This is a genomic window from Prauserella aidingensis (genome assembly GCF_024171865.1).
Taxonomy (GTDB): Bacteria; Actinomycetota; Actinomycetes; order Mycobacteriales; family Pseudonocardiaceae; genus Prauserella; species Prauserella aidingensis.
Genome location: NZ_JAMTCN010000006.1, coordinates 133,149 through 155,424 on the forward strand (window position 1 = coordinate 133,149; position 22,276 = coordinate 155,424).

The window sequence follows — 22,276 nt, forward strand, 5'->3', positions numbered from 1 at the left end:
GGGGGCTCACGGGCCGCTCCGGAGGTCCAGCACCGCGTCGACCCGGTCGCCGTCGACGGTGAGTACGGCGCCCCTGTCGACGAGCAGTCGTCGAGCCCCGACGTTCGCCGTCGTCGTGCTCGCGACCACCCGCCGCGCCGTCGTCACACGCGCCATGGTCAGCAACTCGGCCAGCACGGCACGCCCGAGGCCCAGGCCGCGGTACGACCGCCCCAGCCACATACCGACCTCGACGTCCACACCGACCGGTTCGAGGCGCGCGGCACCGACCACACGCTCGTCGACCACCACGAGATACGTCTGCTCCACCGGGCGCTCCGCCTCGATCGACCTGGTCAGGTGGAAGTCACGGAACGCCTGCCGCCGCGTGTCGTTCCACCCCGGCTCTCCCGCGACGGGCGGCATGACCTCCAGCGGATCGGTTTCGGCGACGGCGACCGCCAGCAGGTCGGCGAGGTTGCGGCCGTCGAGCGGGCGCAGCTCGCATCGCGGAGCCGCCATTCGCCTCACCCCCACGTCCCGAGTGGATCCCCCGGTGCCGGCGACGCTGTGTACTCGCCGAATCATCACCGGGACAGGTCAATGCTGCGCGACCAGGTCCACGCGACAGCGGCCGGTGGCCGCGCGCGCAAGCCGCGCATCGGCGGTCACGAGCGGAATGCCACGCTCCTCGGCCACTGCGACGTACGCCGCGCCGTACCCGCTGACGGCGTCGCGCAACCGCCACATCCGGACGAGCAGTTCGTCCAGCGGAACGGACTCGACCCCGAGCAACGGGAGCCGCTCCACCGCGCGGGCACCCTGCCCTTCCTTGAGCTTGCCACCGAGCGTGAGCCCTCGAGCCACCGAGAAGACCTCGGCCTTCCAGTGTTCGGGTGCCACCCACTCGAGGTCCCGTGCCAACGCGGCTCGCGCGCCGCGCCCGCGGGCGTCCGCATAGAGCAACATGTTCGCCAGGACCGAAGCGTCGACGACGATCACGCGGCGCCGTCCGCACCGGACACCCCGAGGCCACCGCCCCGCTCCCCCGGCCGTGCCTGTTCCAGGAGCTCCGCGGCGCCCGGGGCGTCACCCTCGGCGCCACCGCCGGCGGTGAGCTCCCGTTCGATCTCCGAGATCAGCTGCCGATTGCCACTGAACGCGGCCTGCCGCTGCAGCACGCTCAGCAGGAAGGCCTGCAGCGACTGCCCGCGCTCCCGGGCGTCCCGCGCCAGCGCGTCCTTGACGTCGTCCGGCACGTCACGAATGGTCAACACCGCCATGGCTGCATTTTGCAGTCATAGTGCAGTCCAGGTCAAGTCAACCCTGGAGGCCGGCGAGTTCCTTCGCGCTGCTCAACACGTCGCGGAGCATCTCCGGGGTGAGCCGTCCTGTGAAGGTGTTCTGCTGGCTGACGTGGTAACAGCCGACGAGGTGCAGCGGGGCCGGACCTGCCAGTTCGACGTGGGCGGCGTGGCCGAACGTCGGCCGCGGTCGCGGCACCTCCCACCCGGCCCGCGCCAGCACCGGCAACAACGCCTGCCAGCCGAACGCGCCCAGCACGACGATCGCGCGCACGGTGGGAGCGAGCAGGTCGAGTTCCTCGGCGAGCCAGCCGCCGCACGTGTCCCGTTCGGCCGGGGTCGGCTTGTTGGCGGGCGGGGCGCAGTGCACCGGCGAGGTGATCCGCGTGCCGTACAGCTCCAGGCCGTCGCCGGCATGGGTCGCGGTCGGCTGTGATGCGAGCCCGACGTCGTACATGGCCCGGTACAGCACGTCGCCGGAACGGTCGCCGGTGAACATGCGGCCGGTGCGGTTGGCGCCGTGGGCAGCCGGCGCCAACCCGACGATCACCAGTGCGGCGTCGGCGGGCCCGAACCCCGGCACCGGCCTGCCCCAGTACGTCTCGTCGGCGTAGGCCGCGCGTTTGGTCTCCGCGACGTGCTCGCGCCACTCGACCAGCCGCGGGCACGCACGGCATTCGGTCAGGTCCGCGTCCAGTTCAGCCAGCGTCCGTCCCACAGGCGCCATTCTCACCCCGTCGACCGGGCACCCCCACCGGCACGTCTGCACAGCCGCTCCACCGCGTCGGCGGCCCTGTCGATACCGCCGCCCGCGCGGACCTCGTCCCGCAGTTCCCTGGCCCGGCGAGCCTTGCCGAGGGCGGCGTCGACGGCGGCGCGCAGGGTCGGCGCGTCCCACGGCTCGTCGGGCTGCACTCCCGCTCCGATCGCGGCGAGCATGGCGGCGTTCGCCGACTGGTCGACGGCCTGCGGAACGAGCACCGTCGGCACGCCGAACCACAGCGACTCCGCCGCACTGCCCATGCCCGCATGGCTGACGAACACCGCGGCGTGTTCCAGCACGTCCAGCTGCGGCTGCGTGCGGGCGGCCGTCACGCCCGGTGGCAGCTCGCCGAGGTCGGCCGGGTCGACCTTGCCAGTGGCGAGCACGACGCGGTGATCGTCGGCGAGCCCGTCGACGCAGGCGCGGTAGATGTCGGGCCGTTCGGTGTAACTCGTTCCCAGTGCGACGTAGACGAGCGGGCGGTCGTCGCCCGGTCCCGGCCTCCACCCGGTTCGGCGGGCCGGATCGACACACGGGCCTGCGAACACGTAGCGATCGGCGACGCGGTCGGCGTTCGGCTGCAGCACGCGGGGGATCAGCACCACACACGACGGCGGCGTTCCGGTGAACTCGTCGGCGTCGATGTCCATGCCGTTCTCGTCGAGCCACGCGCGCAGCGTCGCGTAGTACCGCGCGCCCGACGGCGACGCCCGCAGCGCCTGGTTGAACTCGGCCATCTCCTCCGCCATGCCCTCCCACGCGACGTAGGCGGTGGACAGCTGCACCGCGGGTACGTCCCAGTGGTGGGCGGCGACACGGCCCGCGAACCCGCCGATGTCGTAGAGCGCCGCGTCGGGCCGGTCGATGCCGCCTGCGACGGGGAGCGCCGTGATCGCGTCGTCGAGGAACACCTGCATGGCCTCGCCCGTGTCCTCGGGCCAGTGCTCGTCGGCCGCAGGCATGATCGACGCGTGCGTGACCACCTCGGCGCCCGTCGGTGCGACCAGGTCGGCCAGCCTCTCGCCGACGACGTACGTGACGCGGTGTCCCCTGGCCTCCAGCTCGGTGATCAGCCCGAGACCGGGGTACACGTGACTCGGCGCGGTGACCCCGACCATGACCAGATGCATACCGAGGATCCTCGCAGCGCCGGCGATCACGGGCACAGCGAATTTCCGCCCCGCGTGAACGACGGCGAGCCTGTCGGCGCGAGCGCATAGGTTGGGGACATGCCAGACAAGCCTGACACCGCTTCGACGACCGCAGCCGAGACCGAGCCGGCGGCCACGCCGCAGGCCGAGCCGACCGACGACCTCGTCACCACCCAGCACTCGATCACCGTGAAGCGCCGCAAGCTCGCCTACACCGCGCAGACCGGTCGGATCGTGCTGCGCAAGGAGGTCCTCAACGACGGGACCTTCGACGGCCACAAACCGAAGGCCGAGGTCTACGTGACGGCCTACACGCTCGACGGCGCGGACCCGACCACGCGGCCCGTGACGTTCGCGTTCAACGGCGGTCCCGGCTCGTCGAGCATCTGGCTGCACCTGGGCGTCCTCGGCCCGCGGCGCGTCGTGTCCGGCGACGTGAACGACCCCGAGCCGCCGCCGTACGGCCTGACCGACAACCCCGACACGCTGCTCGCCCACAGCGACTTGGTGTTCATCGACCCGGTGTCGACGGGCTTCTCGCGCACGGTCGACGGCGAGAAACCCGCCGAGTACCACGGGTTCACGCCCGACGTGGAATCCGTGGGCGAGGTGATCCGGCTGTGGACCTCGCGCAACCAGCGGTGGCTGTCGCCGAAGTTCGTCGCGGGCGAGTCGTACGGCACCCTGCGCGCGGCCGCGCTCGCCGCGCACCTGCAGAGCCGCCACGGCCTGTACCTGAACGGGCTGCTGCTCATCTCGTCCGTGCTGGACATGGGCACGATCCGGTTCACAGAGGGCAACGACCTGCCGTACTCGCTGTTCGTGCCCACCTACGCGGCCATCGCGCACTACCACGGCAGGCACGGCGACCGGGCACTCGACGACGTGCTGGCCGAGGCCGAGGAGTTCGCCTCCCGTGACCTGCCGTGGGCGTTGCAGCGCGGCGCCCGCCTCGACCCCGACGAGCGCGCCGGGATCGTGGCGAAGCTGGCGGAGCTGACCGGCCTGTCCGAGGCCTACGTCGACCGCGTCAACCTGCGCATCGAGCACGTCCGGTTCTTCACCGAGCTGCTGCGCGACGAAGGACTCGTCACGGGCCGGATGGACGGCCGGTTCACCACGTGGGAACCGGACGGCGGACGTGAGCACATGAGCGACGACGCATCGGTGTCGCGGATCATCGGCGCCTATTCCGCCGCGCTCAACCACTACGTGCGCGCCGAGCTGCAGTACGAGAGCGACCTGCCGTACGAGATCCTCTCCACCGACGTGAACCGGGCGTGGTCCTATTCGGACTTCGAGGGACGCGCCGTGTCGGTCGTCGACTCGCTCAGCGGCGCCATGCGCGAGAACCCGCACCTGAAGGTGCACGTCGCGCTCGGCCACTACGACGGCGCCACGCCGTACTACGCCGCCGAGCACGTCATCGCCCAGCTGCAGATCCCCGACGAGCTGCGGGGCAACGTCGAGACGGCCTACTACCCGGCGGGCCACATGATGTACATCCACCCCGAGTCACGGGTGCAGCAGGGCAAGGACCTGGCCGCGTTCGTCAAGTCGGCGTCCAACCGCTGACGCGACCGGTGCTCGCCGCCCGTGGTGCCCCGCTCGGTGCGCCACGGGCGGGAGCCCGTCACGGGCGGACCGTCAGCGGTGGAGCGTCGCCGGCGAGGCGTCGTCAGGCCAGCGACAGGGCGATGCCGTCGAGGATGTCGTGCTCGCTGACCACCAGGGAGTCGGGTCCGCCACGGGTCTGCAACTCCTCGGCGAGCGTCTGCACGACGAGTGAGCCGGCTCCGATGACGTCGACCCTGCCAGGGTGGATGACCTTCTTGGCCGCGCGGGCGTCGTGGTCGGCGGCGAGCAGTTCGGAGGTCACGCGGTCGATCGTGCCGTGCGAGAGCAGCGACAGGTGCGTGGCCTGCGAGTCGTACTCCGGCAGGTCCTGGGCGAGCGCCGACAGCGTGGTGATCGTTCCCGCGACGCCGATCCACGTCTGCGCCTTGGCCACGTCGACGACGTCGAACGCCTCCGCCAGCACCTCACGCGCGACCCCGCGGGCCGCCTCGACGTCCTCGGCCGTCGGCGGATCGTTCGGCAGAGCCCGCTCGGTGAGGCGCACGCACCCGATGTCGACGGACTTCGACGCCAGGATCTCGGCCTGCGCACCGTCCCACGTGCCCAGCACCAGCTCGGTCGATCCGCCGCCGACGTCCACCACCAGGAACGGCCCGTCGTCCGGGTCCTGCTCACCCACCGCTCCGGTGAACGACAGGCGTGCCTCCTCGTCCCCGGTGATGACCTCGGCCTCGACTCCGAGCACCTCACGGGTCATGGCGAAGAACTCGTCGCGGTTGCTCGCGTCGCGCGTCGCCGACGTGGCGACCATGCGCACCTTCTCGGCACCCTTCCGGCGGGCTGCGACCGTGTAGGAGGCCAGCGCCTCCCGCGTGCGCTCCAACGCTTCGGGCGCGAGCCGGCCGGTGGCGTCCACGCCCTGGCCGAGCCGCACCACCTTCATCTCCCGGTGCAGGTCACGCAGGTCGACACTGCCGTCGTGGCGGTGTGTCAGCTCCGCGACCAGCAGGCGGATCGAATTGGTCCCACAGTCGATGGCGGCTACACGAGACATGCGCCAACACTAAACGCAGCCTGCCGTGTGCCCGAAACGCCCACGGCGACGATCCACGGGCCGCGATCACCACACCGCGGTCACGAGCCTTCCGGTTTCGCCGGCCGCAGCAAATCCGAGGGCGGAGGCGACGTCGACCCCTCGTCGTCGTCCCCGTCCGGCCACTCGCACTCATCGGATTCCGGGACTTCCTGGCCCGCCTTCCCCGTCTTCTCGGGGCACAGGCACGACGGCGGCGGCACGCTCGACGGATCGCCGGTCGGCTCATCACGGGTGGCCTCGTCGCCGGAGCCCGACTCGTTGGCGGCCTCGTCGGTGGGCCCCGGATCCATCGCGTCCGAGTCTTCCGGCTTCGGGCATTCCGGAGGATCGGTCGGGCCCGGGGTCGGGCCGGGCTCTGACGGCGGCGGATCCGTCGGCGGCGTTGTCGGCGGCGTCGTCGGCGGCGTTGTCGGCGGCGTCGTCGGCGGCGTTGTCGGCGGCGTCGACTGCCCGTCATCCGGGCCGCCGCCTCCGGGATCGCTTCCGCTTCCACCACCGCCGGGACGGTTCCCCTGGCCTCCGCCGCCGGTGCCGCCGTTGCCACTGCCGTCGTCGCCGGAGCCGTTGCCGGGCCGGTTCGGAGGTGGTGGCTTCGGTGCCGTGGCCTCGCCGTTTCCGTTTCCGGGTTTGCCGGCGTCGTCCGTGGCACCGCCCCCGTCGCCACCCGAGTCACCGTCGGGCCGAGGACCGCCGTGGTTCGGCTCGGGCGCTGGCTCGGGCGCTGCCATGACGTCAGGAGGTGGCGGCCGGTCGGGTTCCGGCTGCGACTCGGGGGATTCGACCGCGAGTGCGGGCGGCACACCGAGTGGCACGTCACTGTCCGGGATGGGCAGCACGCCGTCGCGGTAGGCCTGGGCCCAGCGGATCACGGTCTCGACGTACGAGCGGGAGTCGTTGTAGCGGTGCAGGGCCGCCCGCAGCTGTCCGCCGTTCCGCAGGTCCAACCCGCCGGAGCAGACGTAGCGCCCTGCGGCGAGCGTCGCGTCGTGGACGTTGTTCGGGTCGGCCCGACCGTCGCCGTTGCCGTCCGCGCCGTACGTGCGCCAGGTGCCGGGTATGAACTGCATCGGGCCGACGGCCCGGTCCCACGTCGTGTCGCCGTCGAGCGCGCCACCGTCGGTGTCCCGGATGGCGGCGACCCCGGGACCGCCGTTGAGCACCGGCCCGGTGATGCGTACGCGGGTCGCGCCGTCGGCGTCGACGAACCCGCCCCGCGCGTGGTTCGACTCCGAACGTCCGATGCTGGCCAGCAGGGCCCAGTCCACACCGCAGTCCGGCAGTTCGGCACCCAACGTGCGTGCGGCCTGCCGGTACGCCTCGAGCATGCTCCCGGGGATTCCCAACGGCCCCGGTGCGGGCATCTCGATCATCAACTCGTCGAGTTCGGGCGGTGACGGCAGGCTCCCGTCGACCCCCACCCGATTCCCGCTCTCGGTACTGCCTGCGCCGTCGCCGGGTTCGGCCGCAGCGGTCGGATCGGTCGATCCGTACGCGTGTTCGGCCCGGTCACTCAGCAACGCCGCGGGCACCACCGCCAGCGATACCGCCAGCGCGATGGCAGCCGACTTGTGCCGGAACCCGGCTCTTCGCGGTCTGGTCACGCCCCCTCCTCGCGCGTGCGCCTGCGACGCTCGTGTCCGCCGGAGGAATGCCCAACGGAGGCGGCTCCCACACGCGAACGAGTGGCTACTCGCGAGGTTGGTCCGGTCGGGCTACGCATTTCCCTCACCACGACCCGCTCACGACGACGCACGGCGTCAGTCGTCGGCCGCGCAGTGGTCGGCCGCGCAGTCGTCGGCCGCGCAGTCGCCGTTCGGCCAGCCGAGCTCGTGCAGCAACTGCAGCGTCTCGTCCCCGAACGGGTTCACACCTTCGCCGCGCGCGAGCGTGTGCGCGAGGTGCACGTGCAGGCACTTGACCCGCTTCGGCATTCCGCCCGCGGTGACCTCGTGGCCCAGCGGGTCGATCGCGTCGCGTTCGGCCAGGTATTCCCGGTGGGCACGGAGATACGCGGCGGCGAGGTCCTCGTCGGAGTCGAGCCGCTCGGTCATCTCCCGCATCACGCCCCGCGCCTCGATCCCGCCGACGAGCGAGCTCAGGTTCGGGCACGTCAGGTAGTACAGCGTCGGGAACGGCGTGCCGTCCTCGAGCCGCGGACTGGTCTGGACGACGCTGGGATGCCCGCTCGGGCATCGCGCCGCGACCGCCCGCAGCGCCCTCGGCGGCCTGCCCAGCTGCTCCGCGATGATCTCCCGGTCCGCAGCGGTCACCGGTTCGAAGTCGGTCCTATTCACCTTCGGTCACGCCATTCCAGAGTTGCTCGTACCAGGCCCCGTGACGCTTCGGCGCGCCGTCCTCCGGCGCAGGCTCCCGATCGGCCTTCTCGTCCTCGGGCAGCTGCACGATGTACGGCGTCTCGCCCGGCATCACGTACCGAAGTCTGCGCCTCGCCTCCGCCTCGACCTGCGCCGGGTCGGACAGTTCCGCCTGCCGCTCCTCGAGGCGTTCGACCTGCTGCCGGAGCTGCTCCTGCCGGGCCTCCTGCTCGGCGACCTCAGCACGCTGCGACAGGTACGTCCGCAACGGAACCGCGATGGTGAACGCCAGCGCGCACACCACGATCGCGACGACCGCCGCGCGGCGCGTCGTGGACATCCCCAGCACCCTGGCCGCAGTCGCGGCGCGCTTCGCGGCCGCCGGGCGGCGCAGGGCCGACCTGCGGTCGCCGGAACGCCGAGTGCGCTGCGACGACCGCAGGTCGCGGGGGGCCGAGCCGCCTGCTCGGCCCCCACCGCGCCTGGTGCGCCTTCTCCCCCGGTCGGCCACGGTCGCGTCAGCTCTCCGGCGTGAACCGCGGGAACGCCAGATCGCCCGAGTAGCGGGCGGCATCCCCGAGGGTCTCCTCGATACGGAGCAGCTGGTTGTACTTCGCGACACGCTCGCTGCGTGCGGGCGCTCCGGTCTTGATCTGGCCGACACCCGTGGACACCGCCAGGTCGGCGATCGTCGTGTCCTCGGTCTCGCCGGAACGGTGGCTCATCATCGACTTGTAGCCGTACGACGTCGCCAGGGCCACGGCGTCCAGCGTCTCCGACAGCGTGCCGATCTGGTTGACCTTCACCAGCAGCGCGTTCGCCGCGCCGCGGGAGATGCCGTCCTCGAGCCGGTCCGGGTTCGTGACGAACAGGTCGTCGCCCACCAGCTGCAGCTTGTCGCCGAGCTGCGACGTCAGCGTGACCCAGCCGTCCCAGTCGTCCTCGGACAGCGGGTCCTCGATCGACACGAGCGGGTAGGCGTCGGCCAACTCCGCGTAGTAGGCGCTCATGTCCTCGGCGGTGCGCTTCGAACCCTCGAAGGTGTAGACACCGTCGGCGTGGAACTCGGTCGCCGCCACGTCCAGCGCCAGCGCGATGTCCCGGCCCGGCTGGTAACCGGCCTTCTTGATCGCCTCGACGATGATGTCGAGCGCCTCACGGTTGTTGCTCAGGCTCGGGGCGAACCCGCCCTCGTCGCCGAGCCCGGTCGCCAGGCCGCGGGACTTCAGCACCGACTTCAGCGCGTGGTACGTCTCCGTGCCCCAGCGCAGCGCCTCGCGGAACGAGTCCGCGCCGATCGGGGCGATCATGAACTCCTGGATGTCGACGTCGGTGTCCGCGTGGGCACCGCCGTTGAGGATGTTCATCATCGGAACCGGCAGCACGTGCGCGTTCGGACCGCCGAGATACCGGAACAGTTCGAGGTCGGCCGAGTCGGCCGCGGCCTTCGCGACGGCCAGCGAGACGCCGAGGATGGCGTTGGCGCCCAGCCGCGACTTCGCGGCCGTGCCATCGAGGTCCAGCAGCTTCTGGTCGACGATGCGCTGGTCGACCGCGTCGACGCCCGCCAGGTCGGGGCCGATCTCGTCCAGCACCGCGGCCACGGCGCGCTCGACGCCCTTGCCGCCGTAGCGGTTGGCGTCGCCGTCCCGCAGTTCCACGGCCTCGTGCTCACCGGTCGACGCGCCCGACGGGACCGCGGCCCGCGCCAGCGTTCCGTCGTCAAGGGCCACCTCCACCTCGACCGTCGGGTTGCCACGAGAGTCGAGAATCTCCCGCGCGCCTACCTGCTCGATCACCGCCACACTTGCTCCTCACCCGGTTGTGCCGTTCTGACGGCACTCAACGTAGTCGCCTGGAAGGGAGCGTATCGGGCGTTGTAGATCACCCGTTGGAGGCACGCGCACGTGGACGTGCACAGATGGCGGCTCGGGCGGGCAGTGGCAAACATCTCAGCGCCCGATCGGGTCAACCCGCGGCGTGGTCTCCGGCACCTTCGGCGTTACCGGACTCCTCGTCACCCGCGTCCTCGACGCTCTCCGCTCCGTTGCCGGAGACGACCTCGCCGTTCCGGATCTCGCGCCAGCCTGCGGGCAGGTCCGCGGTGTCGGAGATGTGTTGCCAGAACGTCCAGCTGTTGCCGCCGATGTCCTGCACCGTGAACAGCCTCGCCCCGTACGGCTGGTCCTGCGGGCGGGACACCTCGAGGCCGTCGCCGACGGACTCGTCCACCCGCTCGAACTGGGCGTCGACGTCGTCGACATACACGACGTTCAGCTGGCCGACCGGCCCGTCAACGCCCTTCGCGGGCCAGTACTCGTCGCCGACACCGGCGAGGTGGATGTCGGAGCCGCCCGCGCTCAGCGTCGCCTGGAACACCTCACCGACCGCATCGACGTAGCGGACCTTCTCGGTGAACCCGAACACGCGGGTGAGCCACTCCACCGCCTCGGTGGCGTCCGTGTAGTAGAGGTACGGCGCGATGCCGAGGTACCTCGGGTCTTCGCCTGTCATCGCGGGGTCGCTCATGGCGGGCTAGTCCACCACACGGATGATCGCCACTTATCACGGCCCCGGCCGGTAGGCGCGAGCCCGGCACACACTCCGCCACCAGGTTGATCATCGAACGGGTGTCGGGTCAAGGTCTCGATTAGCGCCTCCGACGCGGGTACCGTCGCTGAACCATGGGTGACTCGACGCCATCGAATCCACCTCCGGCGGGCCTTCCGAAGCCGTCCGGCCGATCGGCGGCGCACACGGGGGACTCGCCCGTCCACGCATTCCGGCAAGCCGAGGCACTCGTCAAACGGCGCCGCCCGCTCGACGCGCTGAAGGCCCTCGAACCGGTCCTCGAAGCCGAACCCGACAAGCCGAGCGTCCAACTGCTCGCGGGCCGGGCCTACTTCCACTCCGCGCAGTTGCGACGCGCCGAGCACGCACTGAGCAAGGTCATCGAGCACGACCCGTCCGACCACTACGCCCGGTTCGTGCTCGGCAAGACGCTGCAACGGCTCGGCCGGTTCGCCGAGGCGCTGGGACAGCTGCGGATGGCGTCGGCGATGCATTCGCAGGCCGAGTACCAGGACGCGATCGGCGAGGTGTCGGCGAGGCTCGCGCTCGGCGGCAACTGACCCGTCGCGCCGGAGCCCGTCAACCCGGGGCCCGGTCCGCGTAGCCGCCGGCCTTGTCGGCGACGCGGCCCGCGTACTCGTCGGCACCGCCTCGGGCGGCGGGCTCCCGGAATCCGCCGACCGCCTTCCACCAGCCCTCGGCCGTGGACAGGTCGCGTCCGTCAGCGCAGAGGTACCGCGCCGCCGTCAGCGCCGCGTCGTCGATGTCCTGCGGGTCGGGACCACGCCCGTCGGTGGTCGCGCGCTGTTCCCAGCGTTGCCAGTGCGCGGGCAGGAACCGCATCGGCCCGACCGTCCGGTCCCACGTCGCATCGCCGTCGATCTCGCCCCGGTCGGTGTCGCGGACCTGGGCGCGTCCCTGTGAGCTGTCCAGCGGCGGGCCGGTGATCGGTGACGCGGGCAGGCCGTCGGCCCCGATTCCCGGTTCGCCCCCCCGCGGCGCCGTGCTGTGATTCGACCTGCCCGATCGCCGCGAGCGTGTTCCACGACAGGTGACAGCCGGGGCGCTCACCCCGCATCCACATCTCCGCACGCCCGTACGCGGCCGCGGCCCGTGCCGGGATCCCGGTGGCGCGGGCGACCTGCCGCGACCACGTGTCGAGCTCGTCCTCGTCGGACTGCGCAGGCCGGTCCACCGGCGCAGCCGTCGCGGCCGCGGGCACGGTCGGCCGGGTGGGCGGCTGTGACTGCGGCGGGGACTGCGGCGACGGTGTGGAGCCCTCGGCGTTCGGCTGCTCCCCACGGTCCATACCGACCGTGAAGACCAGGACCAGGCCGGTCGCGACGAGGCCGAGCGTCAGAGCGATGCGCGACAGCGCCGGACCGGGCAGCGGCCACGACGGTCCGCCACCGCGTGTAGAGGACGAAGGGCGTTCGCTCACCCGGCCAGGCTACGCGGGCGAGACCGGCCAGAACTCCCGCCATCCGTCGGCATCGAGCTCGGCCGGATCGCGGCCCGCGGCCCGTGCGGCACGTTCGGCCTCCCGGACCCGCTCGGCGAAATCCTTCGCGACCGCGCGCAGCGAGCCCTCGGCATCGGTGCCGGTACGTGCGGCCGCGGCGGCGATCCGGAACAGCCGCGACCCGTCGTCGGCACCGCCCGGGATCAGGTCGAACGGCACCCCGGCGCGACCGGTCCGTTGGCCGAGCTTGCCCGCGAGCGCGGCGGCGGGCTGGCCGAGCGCGACCCCGTCCACGAGCGACTCACGCTGCTTCTCCTGCTGCTTCAGCTCTTCCCAGGAGACCTGTTGCTGCTCCGCCGAGTCGACCCGGCCCACGCCGGTGAACAGGTACGGGTGCCTGCCGACCAGCTTCGTCACCAGCCGGCTCGCGACCTCGTCGATGCCGAACGCGTCGGTGTCGTGCTCGGCCGCCACGCGCGCGTGGAACAGCACCTGCAGCAGCACGTCGCCGAGTTCCTCTCGGAGCGCGTCCCGGTCGCCGTCCTCGATCGCCTCGAGCAGCTCGTAGGTCTCCTCGACGAGGTACCGGCGCAGCGACTCGTGCGTCTGGGCGCCGTCCCACGGACAGCCACCCGGCGAACGGAGCCGGTCCATCACCTCGACGGTGCGTTCCAGTGGGGGCGCCGGCGACTCGATCACCGTCGCACCCTCGGCGATGAGTTCGGCCGCACCGGGCTCGCCGGCGTCGCACGCCACCAGGACCACGCCGCTCTGCCGCGTGAGTTCGTCGGGGTGCGGAGCGGGTTTCGCGTCCAACGCCGCACGGAGCGGGTCGGGCAGGCCCGCTGCCGCGTAGACGTGCTCCGCCCCGCGGACCACGCTCAGCGCGGCGGCGGGCACGTGGTCGGGCAAGGCCGGACTGCACAACACCACGGTCGCCGATCGCCAGGTCATGAGTTCACGGTACGTGACCGCAGGAGCCTTCCCGTCAACTCGTCCTCGTTGGGTGCAGGCGACAACGCCGCTTCGTCCCACAACCCGTAGCGCGGATTGATCCGCACGCCGACGTCCTCGGCGACCGGCTGCAGCATCCGCAGGCCCGCGAAGTAGAGGTACTCGGGATTGACCTGGGGCTCGGCGGCATCGGCCTGCCCGGTGGTCCGGCGCTCGTCCACCAGGCCGACCAGCCAACCGGCCTGCTGCCTGCTCGGCTGGACCACGACGACCGTGCCCTCCCGCGAACCGAACACCGCGCTCGTCGCCAACTCCGGATCGTTCTGGAGCGCCTCGGCGAAGTCGAGCTTCTCGTCGACCAGCTGATGACCCGCGTCCCGCGCGATGGCCCGTGCCCGCTCCGGATCGTCGGCGATCCGCCTGCCGAGCGCGGTCGCCTGCTCCTTGGCACTGTTGCCGGGCTCGTCACCGGTGATGACGGTGCCCACCAGGCTCACCGACAGCCTGCCGATGTACTTGCGCGCCAGCTCCTGCAACACGACCTGGTCCGAGGCGAGGTCACGCACCCTGCTCGGCTCCACTCCCGCCGAGCGGGACACCTCGTCGACCCCACCGCTGCCACGGATCAGCTCGTCGATCTCGCCACGGTCGGCCGTCACGCCTTCACGTTTCGCCGCGATCTGCGCCAGCTGGTGGATCACGCGCCCGCGAACGACCTCGCGCGCGAACATGTCGACCTTGCCCTGCCGCTGTGCCTGTTGCGCCTGCGGCACGTTGTCGAGCAACCAGTCGATCTCCTGCTGCACGTCGTCCAGCGGCACCGACCGGTCACCGACGATGGCGGCCGAATAGACCTGGCTCGGCCCCGAGCCGCAGCCGGCCAGTACGAGACCTGCGAGCAGGGCGGTCAACAACGCGATGGGGCGACGCATGATCCGGATCACAGGCGGCAGCTTCGCACACACCCCACCGCCTCACGCAACCACGAACCCGGCCCGCACCGCCCGACTTCCGTTCCGAATCGTGGCGACGACAGCGCGCACCCGCGACCGCGTCCCGGACGGCGATCACGCGGGCACGACGACTATCCGCGCGGCGTCAGGTCGAACGCCGCGTGCGCGGAACCGGGACGATTCCCGCCCGCGGGTGTGGCGCCCCGGGCGGGTTCACCGGCAGACCTGCAGGCGCACCGGCGGTCGGTCCACGGGACACGCGCCCGACGTCCACGACGACCGCGTTTGACAAGGAACCGTGACCATGAACATGTTGGCACACAACGGATTCCACCCGCGAACACAGGAAACCGGGTGCGCGTCGACGTGGCACGAGTGTCGAATTCTTTCCGCGAATAACCACTATTTCCGGGGATTCTCTCGAATCGAATCGACGATTACCGTTGAGCCATGCCCCGAGTTTCACAGCAACAGACAAGCGACGACGCGTTCGAAACACTTGTCGCTCGAGGAGTCTGCCGCGACCGCGCCCGGAAGGGCCGCGGCAGGCACCACCCGTGCTCACACCGCCGCAGGCTGTTGCGTCATCGACGTGAGGAGGTTGCTGCACCAGTCGAGCAACGCCTCGTCGCGCAACGGGGGTGCGCCCATCCGGCCGCCCGCGGGCCCTTCGGTCGGTTTCGGCACCGACACCGTGTGCGTCACCGCCTTGTACACGGCCTTGGGATAGAGCCGCTTCAGCCGCACCAACTGCGAATCGCCCAGTGGCAGCGGCGTGAAACGGATCGTGTTGCCCTGCACGGTCACCTCGGTCACGCCGGCCTTCCGGCACGTCTGCCGGAAGGCCGCCACCGCAAGGAGCCTGCGCACCGGTTCCGGCGGCTGGCCGTAGCGGTCCACGAGTTCCTCCAGCACACTGTCCAGTTCGGACTGATCGGTCGCCGCCGCGATCTTGCGGTAGGCCTCGAGCCGCAGCCGCTCGCCGGGAACGTAGTCGTGCGGCAGGTGCGCGTCGACCGGCAGATCGACGCGCACCTCTGCGGGCGCCTCGTCCTCGGCCGACTCGTCGCCCGCGCTCCGGCGGAAGGCGTCGACCGCCTCACCCACCAGGCGCACGTACAGGTCGAAGCCGACACCGGCGATGTGACCCGACTGCTCGGCACCGAGGATGTTGCCCGCACCGCGGATCTCGAGGTCCTTCATCGCCACCGCCATACCGGCACCGAGCTCCGTGTTCTGCGCGATGGTGGCGAGGCGGTCGTGGGCCGTCTCGGTGAGCGGTTTCTCCGGCGGGTACAGGAAGTAGGCGTAACCGCGCTCCCTGCCGCGGCCGACACGGCCGCGCAGCTGGTGCAGCTGAGCCAGTCCCATCATGTCGCCGCGCTCGACGATCAGCGTGTTGGCGTTCGAGATGTCCAGACCGGTCTCGACGATGGTGGTACAGACCAGGACGTCGAAGTCGCGCTGCCAGAAACCCTGGATGACCTGTTCCAGCTTGTGCTCGGGCATCTGTCCGTGCGCAGTCACGATCCGCGCCTCCGGGACGAGTTCCCGCAGCCGCGTCGCGGCCTTCTCGATCGACGAGACCCGGTTGTGCACGAAGAACACCTGACCGTCGCGCAGCAGCTCACGCCGGATGGCCGCGCCGACCTGCTTGTCGTCGTACGAGCCGACGTAGGTCAGGATCGGGTGGCGGTCCTCCGGCGGAGTCAGGATCGTCGACATCTCGCGGATCCCCGCCATGCTCATCTCGAGCGTGCGGGGGATCGGCGTCGCCGACATCGTGAGCACGTCGACGTGCGTCCGGAGCGCCTTGATGTGCTCCTTGTGTTCGACGCCGAACCGCTGTTCCTCGTCGACGATCACCAGCCCGAGATCCTTGTACCGCACGCCGCTCTGCAGCAGGCGGTGAGTACCGATGACGATGTCGATCTCACCTGCGGCGAGCCCCTCGAGCGTCTTGTCCGCCTCGGCGGGCTCGGTGAACCGCGACATGCCGCGGATGGTCACGGGGAACGACCCCATCCGCTCGGTGAAGGTGTTGAGGTGCTGTTGCGCGAGCAGCGTCGTCGGCACCAGCACCACGACCTGCTTGCCGTCCTGGACCGCCTTGAACGCCGCACGTACCGCGATCTCGGTCTTGCCGTAGCCGACGTCCCCGCAGATCACCCGGTCCATGGGGACGCTGCGTTCCATGTCGGTCTTGACCTCGTCGATGGCCGCGAGCTGGTCGTTCGTCTCGGCGAACGGGAAGGCGTCCTCCAGTTCGCCCTGCCACGGCGAATCCGGACCGAACGCGTGGCCGGGCGCCGCCTGCCTCGCGGCGTAGAGCTGCACCAGCTCGGCCGCGATCTCCTTGACCGCCTTGCGGGCCTTCGCCTTCGTGTTCTTCCAGTCGGAGCCGCCGAGCTTGTTCAGCGTGGGAAGCTCGCCGCCCACGTAACGGGAAACCTCGTCGAGCTGGTCGCTGGGCACGAACAACCGGTCGCCGGGATGTCCCCGCTTGGACGCCGCGTACTCGAGCACGAGGTACTCCCGCGTCGCCCCACCGATGGTGCGCTGGACCATCTCGACGAACTTGCCGATGCCGTGCTGGTCGTGCACGACGTAGTCCCCCGCCTTGAGCGCGAGCGGATCCACCGCGTTGCGCCGCCTCGACGGCATCTTCGTGTTGAGATCGCGTCCGGAACGTCCGGCGGTCGCACCGCGCCCGGTGATGTCCGATTCGCTCAGGACGACCAGTGCGCTGTCCGGGGCCACGAACCCGTCGGAGATCGCACCGCAGGTGACCGTGACGACGCCGGGCCGCGGCGCCTCGGCGAGCGACTCGGCGTAGCTCGCGGGCACCTCGCCCGCCGACAACTGCTCGACGGCACGCTGCGCCGTACCCGAACCCGCGACGACGACCACGGCCGCGCCGCCGGCCGCGGTGTGGGCGCGGAGGTCGGCGACGACCTTCTCGAGTTCGCCGTGATACGAGGGCGCCTGCTCGACCGCGACGTGAACGGCGTCGTCCTCACTGGTCAGCTGCGACAACGTCCACCATGCGCGGTTCGACTCGGTCGCATGGGTGCGCACCTCCCCGAGGCCCCGGTAGGCCGACGCACCCAGGTCGATCGGGGCACGGCCTCCGTCGGCGGCGGAGGTCCACGACGCCTCCAGGAACTCCTGCCCGGTGCGCACGAGGTCCGCGGCACGCGCGCGCACCTTCTCCGGGTCGCAGAGCACCACGTGCGTGCCCTCCGGCATCGCGTCGGTGAGCAGTTCGAGCTCGCCCTCGCACAGCACGGGGATCAGCGACTCCATGCCCTCGGACGGGATGCCGTCCGCGAGCTTGGTGAGGATCTCGGCGAGCTGCGCATCGGTGACGTGTTCCTCGGCCAGTTCGGCGGCCCGTGCCTTGACGTCGCCGGTCAGCAACAGCTCCCGGCACGGCGATGCGGTCACCTCGGGAATCTCGCCGGGCAGGGACCGCTGATCCGAGACCGAGAAGGCGCGGATCTCGCTGACCTCGTCGCCCCAGAACTCGACGCGGTGGGGGTGCTCGTCGGTCGGCGCGAAGACGTCGAGGATGCCACCGCGCACCGCGAACTCGCCCCGCTTCTCGACCATGTCGACGCGGGTGTAAGCGAGCTCGACGAGCCGCTCGAGCGCTCCTTCGAAGTCGAGTTCCTCCCCGACCTTCAGCTCGACGGGAGCCAGCGAGCCCAGGCCGGGCGCCATCGGCTGGATGAGGCTCCGCACCGTCGCCACCACGACGCGCAGACCGCCGTGTCCGGGCTGCGCCAGCCGGTGCAGCACCGCCAAGCGTTTGCCGACGGTGTCCGCCCGGGGCGACAACCGCTCGTGAGGCAGGGTCTCCCACGACGGGAAGTCGGCGACGGAGTCGTCGCCGAGCAGGCTCCCGATCGCCGCAGTCAGTTCCTCGGCCTCCCTGCCGGTGGCCGTCACCGCCAGTACCGGCTTGCCCGCTCCCGCGTCCGATGCGAGCGCCGACAACACCAGCTGCCGGGTCGCAGGCGCGCCGTCGAGGTCGAGCATCGGTGCGCCCGCACGCTCGAGAACCGTGCGCACGGCGGAATCGGACAGAACGGCCGACAGCAAACCGGCCAACGTCGGCTGGGACACGGAGCGTCTCCCTCGGGTGCGAACGCGCGGACACACCTGTGCCCGGGCAACACCGGGCACAGGTACTCGAATCGTCGAACTATGGGGTTCTGGTTCCCAGCCTACGTCCTGAGCGGCGGCACCCCGTCGACGGCGCCTCTCGCGGCGAGCTGCGGCCGGCGGGGCAGCTCACTCGGCCACACGCAGCTTCGGCTTGTGTTCGAGGTTCGACAGGCCGTTCCACGCGAGGTTGACCAGATGGGCCACGACCTCGTCCCGCTTCGGCTTGTGCGCGTCGAGCCACCACTGGCCCGTGAGCGCGACCATGCCGACGAGTGCCTGCGCGTACAGGGGCGCGAGCTTGCCGTCGTATCCCCTGGCCGAGAACTCCTCGCCGAAGATGTCCTCCACCTGACTCGCGATGTCGTTGAGCAACGTGGAGAACGTGCCCGTCGAACTCGCGACCGGGGAGTCCCGCACCAGGATCCGGAATCCCTCGTGCGATTCGTCCACGTAGCCGAGCAGGGCGTTGGCGGCCTGCTCGAGCATCGCCCGCGGATGGTCGGCGTGCAGACTAGACACCATGCGGTCGAGGATCGCCTGCGCCTCCCGGTCCACCACGACCGCGTAGACGCCTTCCTTCCCGCCGAAGTGCTCGTACACCACCGGTTTCGAGACGTTCGCTCGCCGCGCGATCTCCTCGACGGACGTGCCGTCGTAACCCTTCTCCGCGAACAGTGCCCGAGCGACGTTGAGCAACTGCTGCCTACGCTCGGTGCCCGTCATGCGCACGCGGGCCGCCGCAGGGGCATCGGGTTGCGTCCCCGCGGCGGCCGCGTCCCGCTTAGCGCGCCGTCGACCTGCCATTCGCCGAACCGTACAGGCACCCCGAGCCGCTCACGCGGTCGAGAGCTTCTCCAGGCGCTTGGCCGTGGGCCAGCGCACCTTGTGGGCCCAGCCCAACTTCTCGAACGCCCAGATCACGCGGGCCGAGATGTCGATCTGGCCACGCTGCACACCGTGCCGGGCCGACGTCGGATCGGCGTGGTGGAGGTTGTGCCACGACTCGCCGAACGACGCGATGGCCAACGGCCAGAAATTGGCCGACCGGTCACGTGCGCTGAACGGCCGCTCCCCGAGCATGTGGCAGATCGAGTTCACCGACCACGTCACGTGGTGCAGCACGCAGACTCGCACCAGTCCGGCCCAGAAGAAGGCCGTCACGAAGCCCCACAGGGACCAGGTGACCAGGCCGCCGATAATGCCCGGAACCACGAAGCTCGACAGCGTCCACAGCCCGAACATCCTGTCGATCCTGCTGATGGCGGGGTCCTTGAGCAGGTCGGGTGCGAACCGTTCGTGGTTGCTCTTGTCCCGCTGGAACAGCCAGCCCATGTGCGCGTGCCAGAACCCCTTCGCCACGGCCACCGGCGTGGTGCCGAACAGCCACGGCGAATGCGGGTCGCCCTCACGGTCGGAGAACGCGTGGTGCCTGCGGTGATCCGCGACCCACGTGATCACCGGCCCCTGCACCGCACTGCTGCCCGCGATGGCGAGCAGCGCCCGCAGCCACGGCTTCGCCTTGAACGAACCGTGCGTGAAGTACCGGTGGAATCCGACGGTGATGCCGAGGCCGGAGAAGGCGTAGAACACGACGAAGAGGCCGACATCGACCCACGAAAGGCCCCAGCCCCACGCAAAGGGGACCGCGGCGACGAGCGCCACCAGCGGTGCCAGCACGCCGAGATAGACCGCGAACTGAACACCGGGCCCGCGCTGGCCGTCCAGGATCGGCTTACGACCGGACTTCGGTGTCTCGTCCGCGTCCAGAGTTGCCGTCATGCACGTCACTTCTTTCCACGAGGACCGCCGCCACCACGCCCGCGGACGGGCCGGAGGCGACGACGGAAGGGTCACCTAACCTACGATTGCGTAAGTTACGCTACAGGAGGTTTCCCACCCGGGGGAGAGGCGAAAACGGGCCGCTTCGGACCTGCCCGCAGCGTGCAACCTGCAGTGGATATCCTGACCAGGCGCGATCCGCCGTAGTGTAATTGGCAGCACTTCAGATTTTGGTTCTGACAGTCCAGGTTCGAGCCCTGGCGGCGGAGCAGAGCGGAGTCCCGGTAGCCCAGGGGGTGTGTGTCCGCTGGACGGCGAAGAGTCCAAGGTCGCGGCCGAGCCCGGCATCGCCCCCGGCGGTGCGGCCGCAGAACGCGGCGCGGGCCCATCCGCTGCGACCTCAGGCGCCGGGTTCACGGCCGATCCCGGCGCGCCGACCTCTGCGACGACGCAGGATCCCGCCACCCCACCGCTCGGCGACAAGTCGGACGCCTGGCTGCTCGGACGGGCCCGCGAACTGATCGCCCTCGTCCAGCGCAGCGAGAAGCACGAGCAGCAGGAGATCATCACCAGGCTGGACGAGCTGCTCCACGAGACCCAACGACGGGGCGAACCTCTGCTGGTCGCGCAGATACTGCGCGCCGCGGCACTGTCACGGCTCATCAGCGCGAGCGCCCCCGACGAGGCGGGGCGGCAGCTCGACGAGATGCTCGCGCACACGCGCAGGCACGGTGCCACCCTGCTGCGTGCGGACGCGCACGCGCTGCGCGGCCGCCGTCTCGTCCTCGCGGGACACGAGGACGCGGCGCTGACGGAGATCGCCAGGGCGCTGGCACTGCTCGACGACCCGCCGTCACAGGAGCTGGGCCTGGGCAGGCGCGCCTGGGACCGCCTGCTGTCGACGGCGCTCAACGACTGCTGGATCGTGCTCAACCAGCTCGGCGTCTACGAGGTCGCCGAGGAGGTGATCACCCGTGCGCACCAGGCCGTCCGGGACAGCGCCGGGCCGCACGAGATCACGATGCTGCTGATGAACCGGGTGAAGATGCTGCTCGGCTGGGGCCTGCGACTCGAACGCATCGGCCGCAGCGACCAGGCGGGCGAGCGGTTCCGGACGGCCGCCTCGATGGCGATCGCCGTCGAGGCACCGTTCGCCGAGTCGCTGTTCCCCCGCAAGGCCGGGGTCGCCGCGGTCGACCAGGTCGCGTCGCTGGCGTCCGCGCTGGCCCTCGCCGCGCCGAGCGACGCGCACATCGAGCGGCTCCGCAGTCTGCGGGCCGCACCGCTGTACCCGTACGACAATCCGCTGCTGTCGATCGCGCTCGCCCGCTGCCTGGAGTCGATCGGCGAGCACGAGGAAGCGTTCCGCCTCCTCATGGAGGACCGCCACCACATCCCCGAGGAGTACCCGCAGCCGTCGATGCGCATCGGCCTCATCCACGAGCTGGCACGGTTCGCCGACCGGTACGACATCGGCGACCCTCGCGCCACGCTGGCCGACTACGCGGGGGCCCTCGAAGCCGAGCTCTGGTCGATGCGGGAATCCCAGAGCGCGGCCCTCGACACCCGCCGCGAACACGAGCGACTGTCGGCCGCACACGGAGCGATCACCCAACAGGCGTTGCAGGACCCGCTGACCGGCCTGCCCAACCGTCGCGCACTCGACGACCGGCTCCGCGCGTTCGCCACGTCGACGTCGAGCGACCCGCTCGCCGTCGCGCTGATCGACCTCGACGGCTTCAAAGGGGTCAACGATCAGCGCTCGCACGCCGACGGCGACGACGTGCTCCGCGTGGTCGCCAGCACACTCAGGGACTCGTTGCGCGGCGACGACATCGTCGCGCGCTACGGCGGCGACGAATTCATCACACTGCTGCCGGGCGCGACGTTATCGGCGGCCCACCAGGCGATGAACCGCGCGGTGACGGCGGTGGACGAGCTACCGCAGCACCTGTCCCACGGTGTGACGTTGTCGGTCGGGCTGGTCGCCCTCCGGGCCGGCGAGCACGGGGAGGAGGTCCTCTCCCGCGCCGACGCCGCCATGTACCAGGCGAAACGCCGCGGCGGGAACCAGATCGCCTCGTGCGGAGAGGTGGCCGACGAGACGGAGACCGCAACGGGGGGCGGCCCCACGTCCGACGCGGGCCAACCGACGTAGGATCGTTAACCGGCCGAGATTAATCCCCGGTGAATCCCATCCC

Annotated in this window: 20 protein-coding genes and 1 tRNA gene; 4 read left to right on the top strand and 17 right to left on the bottom strand. The window is 70.8% G+C overall.

Annotated elements, in window-relative coordinates; genetic code table 11:
• Window positions 1–6: 6 nt before the first annotated feature.
• The 5 genes from LY13_RS09760 to LY13_RS09780 all read right to left on the bottom strand — a co-directional run bounded on the left by LY13_RS09760 (window position 7) and on the right by LY13_RS09780 (window position 3,176).
• Window positions 7–501: a GNAT family N-acetyltransferase gene (locus tag LY13_RS09760; protein WP_253827998.1), complete on the bottom strand. Its 495-nt coding sequence runs from the start codon at window positions 499–501 to the stop codon at window positions 7–9.
• Between the two features lie 78 nt (window positions 502–579).
• Entirely contained in the window at window positions 580–981 is a 402-nt protein-coding gene (locus LY13_RS09765) for a type II toxin-antitoxin system VapC family toxin (RefSeq protein WP_253827999.1), read from the bottom strand.
• Entirely contained in the window at window positions 978–1,262 is a 285-nt protein-coding gene (locus LY13_RS09770) for a FitA-like ribbon-helix-helix domain-containing protein (RefSeq protein WP_253828000.1), read from the bottom strand. Before LY13_RS09770 ends, LY13_RS09765 begins: the two co-directional genes overlap by 4 nt.
• Window positions 1,263–1,299: 37 nt before the next feature.
• Complete coding sequence (locus LY13_RS09775; protein ID WP_253828001.1) at window positions 1,300–2,010, bottom strand: uracil-DNA glycosylase; 711 nt, start codon at window positions 2,008–2,010, stop codon at window positions 1,300–1,302.
• A 2-nt stretch (window positions 2,011–2,012) separates the two neighbouring features.
• On the bottom strand, window positions 2,013–3,176 hold the full coding sequence (locus LY13_RS09780) for a macrolide family glycosyltransferase (RefSeq protein ID WP_253828002.1): 1,164 nt from the start codon (window positions 3,174–3,176) through the stop codon (window positions 2,013–2,015).
• A gap of 99 nt (window positions 3,177–3,275) precedes the next feature.
• Here LY13_RS09780 and LY13_RS09785 point away from each other — a divergent pair, with 99 nt between their 5' ends.
• Complete coding sequence (locus LY13_RS09785) at window positions 3,276–4,772, top strand: S10 family peptidase (RefSeq protein WP_253828003.1); 1,497 nt, start codon at window positions 3,276–3,278, stop codon at window positions 4,770–4,772.
• Between the two features lie 103 nt (window positions 4,773–4,875).
• On the opposite strand, the gene LY13_RS09790 is transcribed toward LY13_RS09785, so the two are convergent.
• The 6 genes from LY13_RS09790 to LY13_RS09815 all read right to left on the bottom strand — a co-directional run bounded on the left by LY13_RS09790 (window position 4,876) and on the right by LY13_RS09815 (window position 10,700).
• Window positions 4,876–5,829, bottom strand: a complete 954-nt coding sequence (locus LY13_RS09790) for a Ppx/GppA phosphatase family protein (protein ID WP_253828004.1) — start codon at window positions 5,827–5,829, stop codon at window positions 4,876–4,878.
• Window positions 5,830–5,909: 80 nt separating this feature from the next.
• On the bottom strand, window positions 5,910–7,472 hold the full coding sequence (locus tag LY13_RS09795; protein WP_253828005.1) for a lytic transglycosylase domain-containing protein: 1,563 nt from the start codon (window positions 7,470–7,472) through the stop codon (window positions 5,910–5,912).
• 156 nt (window positions 7,473–7,628) lie between these two features.
• On the bottom strand, window positions 7,629–8,165 hold the full coding sequence (locus LY13_RS09800; protein WP_253828006.1) for a DUF501 domain-containing protein: 537 nt from the start codon (window positions 8,163–8,165) through the stop codon (window positions 7,629–7,631).
• Window positions 8,158–8,526, bottom strand: a complete 369-nt coding sequence (locus LY13_RS09805; protein ID WP_301298714.1) for an FtsB family cell division protein — start codon at window positions 8,524–8,526, stop codon at window positions 8,158–8,160. The genes LY13_RS09800 and LY13_RS09805 overlap by 8 nt, the downstream gene beginning before the upstream one ends.
• Before the next feature lie 178 nt (window positions 8,527–8,704).
• Entirely contained in the window at window positions 8,705–9,991 is a 1,287-nt protein-coding gene (gene eno / locus LY13_RS09810; RefSeq protein WP_253828008.1) for a phosphopyruvate hydratase, read from the bottom strand.
• A gap of 163 nt (window positions 9,992–10,154) precedes the next feature.
• Entirely contained in the window at window positions 10,155–10,700 is a 546-nt protein-coding gene (locus tag LY13_RS09815) for a VOC family protein (protein ID WP_372493806.1), read from the bottom strand.
• Between the two features lie 170 nt (window positions 10,701–10,870).
• On the opposite strand from LY13_RS09815, the gene LY13_RS09820 reads away from it, so the two are divergent.
• A complete protein-coding gene (locus LY13_RS09820) occupies window positions 10,871–11,317 on the top strand; it encodes a tetratricopeptide repeat protein (RefSeq protein WP_253828010.1) in 447 nt (148 codons plus the stop codon).
• Window positions 11,318–11,336: 19 nt separating this feature from the next.
• Here the strand turns inward: LY13_RS09820 and LY13_RS09825 are convergent, their stop codons facing one another.
• The 6 genes from LY13_RS09825 to LY13_RS09850 form a co-directional block, all read right to left on the bottom strand.
• A complete protein-coding gene (locus LY13_RS09825; RefSeq protein ID WP_253828011.1) occupies window positions 11,337–11,600 on the bottom strand; it encodes a lysozyme family protein in 264 nt (87 codons plus the stop codon).
• 607 nt (window positions 11,601–12,207) lie between these two features.
• Window positions 12,208–13,173 (bottom strand): nucleoside triphosphate pyrophosphohydrolase, encoded by a 966-nt coding sequence (locus LY13_RS09830; protein WP_253828012.1) that lies wholly within the window; start codon window positions 13,171–13,173, stop codon window positions 12,208–12,210.
• Window positions 13,170–14,105 (bottom strand): hypothetical protein, encoded by a 936-nt coding sequence (locus tag LY13_RS09835; protein ID WP_253828013.1) that lies wholly within the window; start codon window positions 14,103–14,105, stop codon window positions 13,170–13,172. Before LY13_RS09835 ends, LY13_RS09830 begins: the two co-directional genes overlap by 4 nt.
• A gap of 582 nt (window positions 14,106–14,687) precedes the next feature.
• A complete protein-coding gene (mfd, locus tag LY13_RS09840; RefSeq protein ID WP_301298745.1) occupies window positions 14,688–18,239 on the bottom strand; it encodes a transcription-repair coupling factor in 3,552 nt (1,183 codons plus the stop codon).
• 183 nt (window positions 18,240–18,422) lie between these two features.
• On the bottom strand, window positions 18,423–19,019 hold the full coding sequence (locus LY13_RS09845; RefSeq protein WP_253828075.1) for a TetR/AcrR family transcriptional regulator: 597 nt from the start codon (window positions 19,017–19,019) through the stop codon (window positions 18,423–18,425).
• Between the two features lie 111 nt (window positions 19,020–19,130).
• Window positions 19,131–20,075 carry an acyl-CoA desaturase gene (locus LY13_RS09850; protein ID WP_253828015.1) on the bottom strand — a complete coding sequence of 315 codons (945 nt, stop codon included), beginning with the start codon at window positions 20,073–20,075 and terminating at the stop codon, window positions 19,131–19,133.
• A gap of 197 nt (window positions 20,076–20,272) precedes the next feature.
• On the opposite strand from LY13_RS09850, the gene LY13_RS09855 reads away from it, so the two are divergent.
• Together LY13_RS09855 and LY13_RS09860 are read left to right on the top strand one after the other, a co-directional pair.
• Window positions 20,273–20,344, top strand: a tRNA-Gln gene (locus LY13_RS09855).
• 227 nt (window positions 20,345–20,571) lie between these two features.
• The gene (locus LY13_RS09860; protein ID WP_253828076.1) at window positions 20,572–22,233 is read left to right on the top strand and encodes a GGDEF domain-containing protein; all 1,662 of its coding nucleotides are present in this window, start codon (window positions 20,572–20,574) and stop codon (window positions 22,231–22,233) included.
• Window positions 22,234–22,276 lie beyond the last annotated feature (43 nt).

Coding starts and splice junctions, on each gene's coding strand:
- LY13_RS09785 (WP_253828003.1), top strand. CDS start 3,276: ATGCCAGACAAGCCTGACACCGCTTCGACGACCGCAGCCGAGACCGAG.
- LY13_RS09815 (WP_372493806.1), bottom strand. CDS start 10,700: ATGACAGGCGAAGACCCGAGGTACCTCGGCATCGCGCCGTACCTCTAC.
- LY13_RS09780 (WP_253828002.1), bottom strand. CDS start 3,176: ATGCATCTGGTCATGGTCGGGGTCACCGCGCCGAGTCACGTGTACCCC.
- LY13_RS09830 (WP_253828012.1), bottom strand. CDS start 13,173: ATGACCTGGCGATCGGCGACCGTGGTGTTGTGCAGTCCGGCCTTGCCC.
- LY13_RS09835 (WP_253828013.1), bottom strand. CDS start 14,105: ATGCGTCGCCCCATCGCGTTGTTGACCGCCCTGCTCGCAGGTCTCGTA.
- LY13_RS09790 (WP_253828004.1), bottom strand. CDS start 5,829: ATGTCTCGTGTAGCCGCCATCGACTGTGGGACCAATTCGATCCGCCTG.
- LY13_RS09845 (WP_253828075.1), bottom strand. CDS start 19,019: ATGACGGGCACCGAGCGTAGGCAGCAGTTGCTCAACGTCGCTCGGGCA.
- LY13_RS09825 (WP_253828011.1), bottom strand. CDS start 11,600: ATGCGGTTCCTGCCCGCGCACTGGCAACGCTGGGAACAGCGCGCGACC.
- LY13_RS09770 (WP_253828000.1), bottom strand. CDS start 1,262: ATGGCGGTGTTGACCATTCGTGACGTGCCGGACGACGTCAAGGACGCG.
- LY13_RS09820 (WP_253828010.1), top strand. CDS start 10,871: ATGGGTGACTCGACGCCATCGAATCCACCTCCGGCGGGCCTTCCGAAG.
- LY13_RS09850 (WP_253828015.1), bottom strand. CDS start 20,075: ATGACGGCAACTCTGGACGCGGACGAGACACCGAAGTCCGGTCGTAAG.
- LY13_RS09775 (WP_253828001.1), bottom strand. CDS start 2,010: ATGGCGCCTGTGGGACGGACGCTGGCTGAACTGGACGCGGACCTGACC.
- LY13_RS09805 (WP_301298714.1), bottom strand. CDS start 8,526: ATGTCCACGACGCGCCGCGCGGCGGTCGTCGCGATCGTGGTGTGCGCG.
- LY13_RS09760 (WP_253827998.1), bottom strand. CDS start 501: ATGGCGGCTCCGCGATGCGAGCTGCGCCCGCTCGACGGCCGCAACCTC.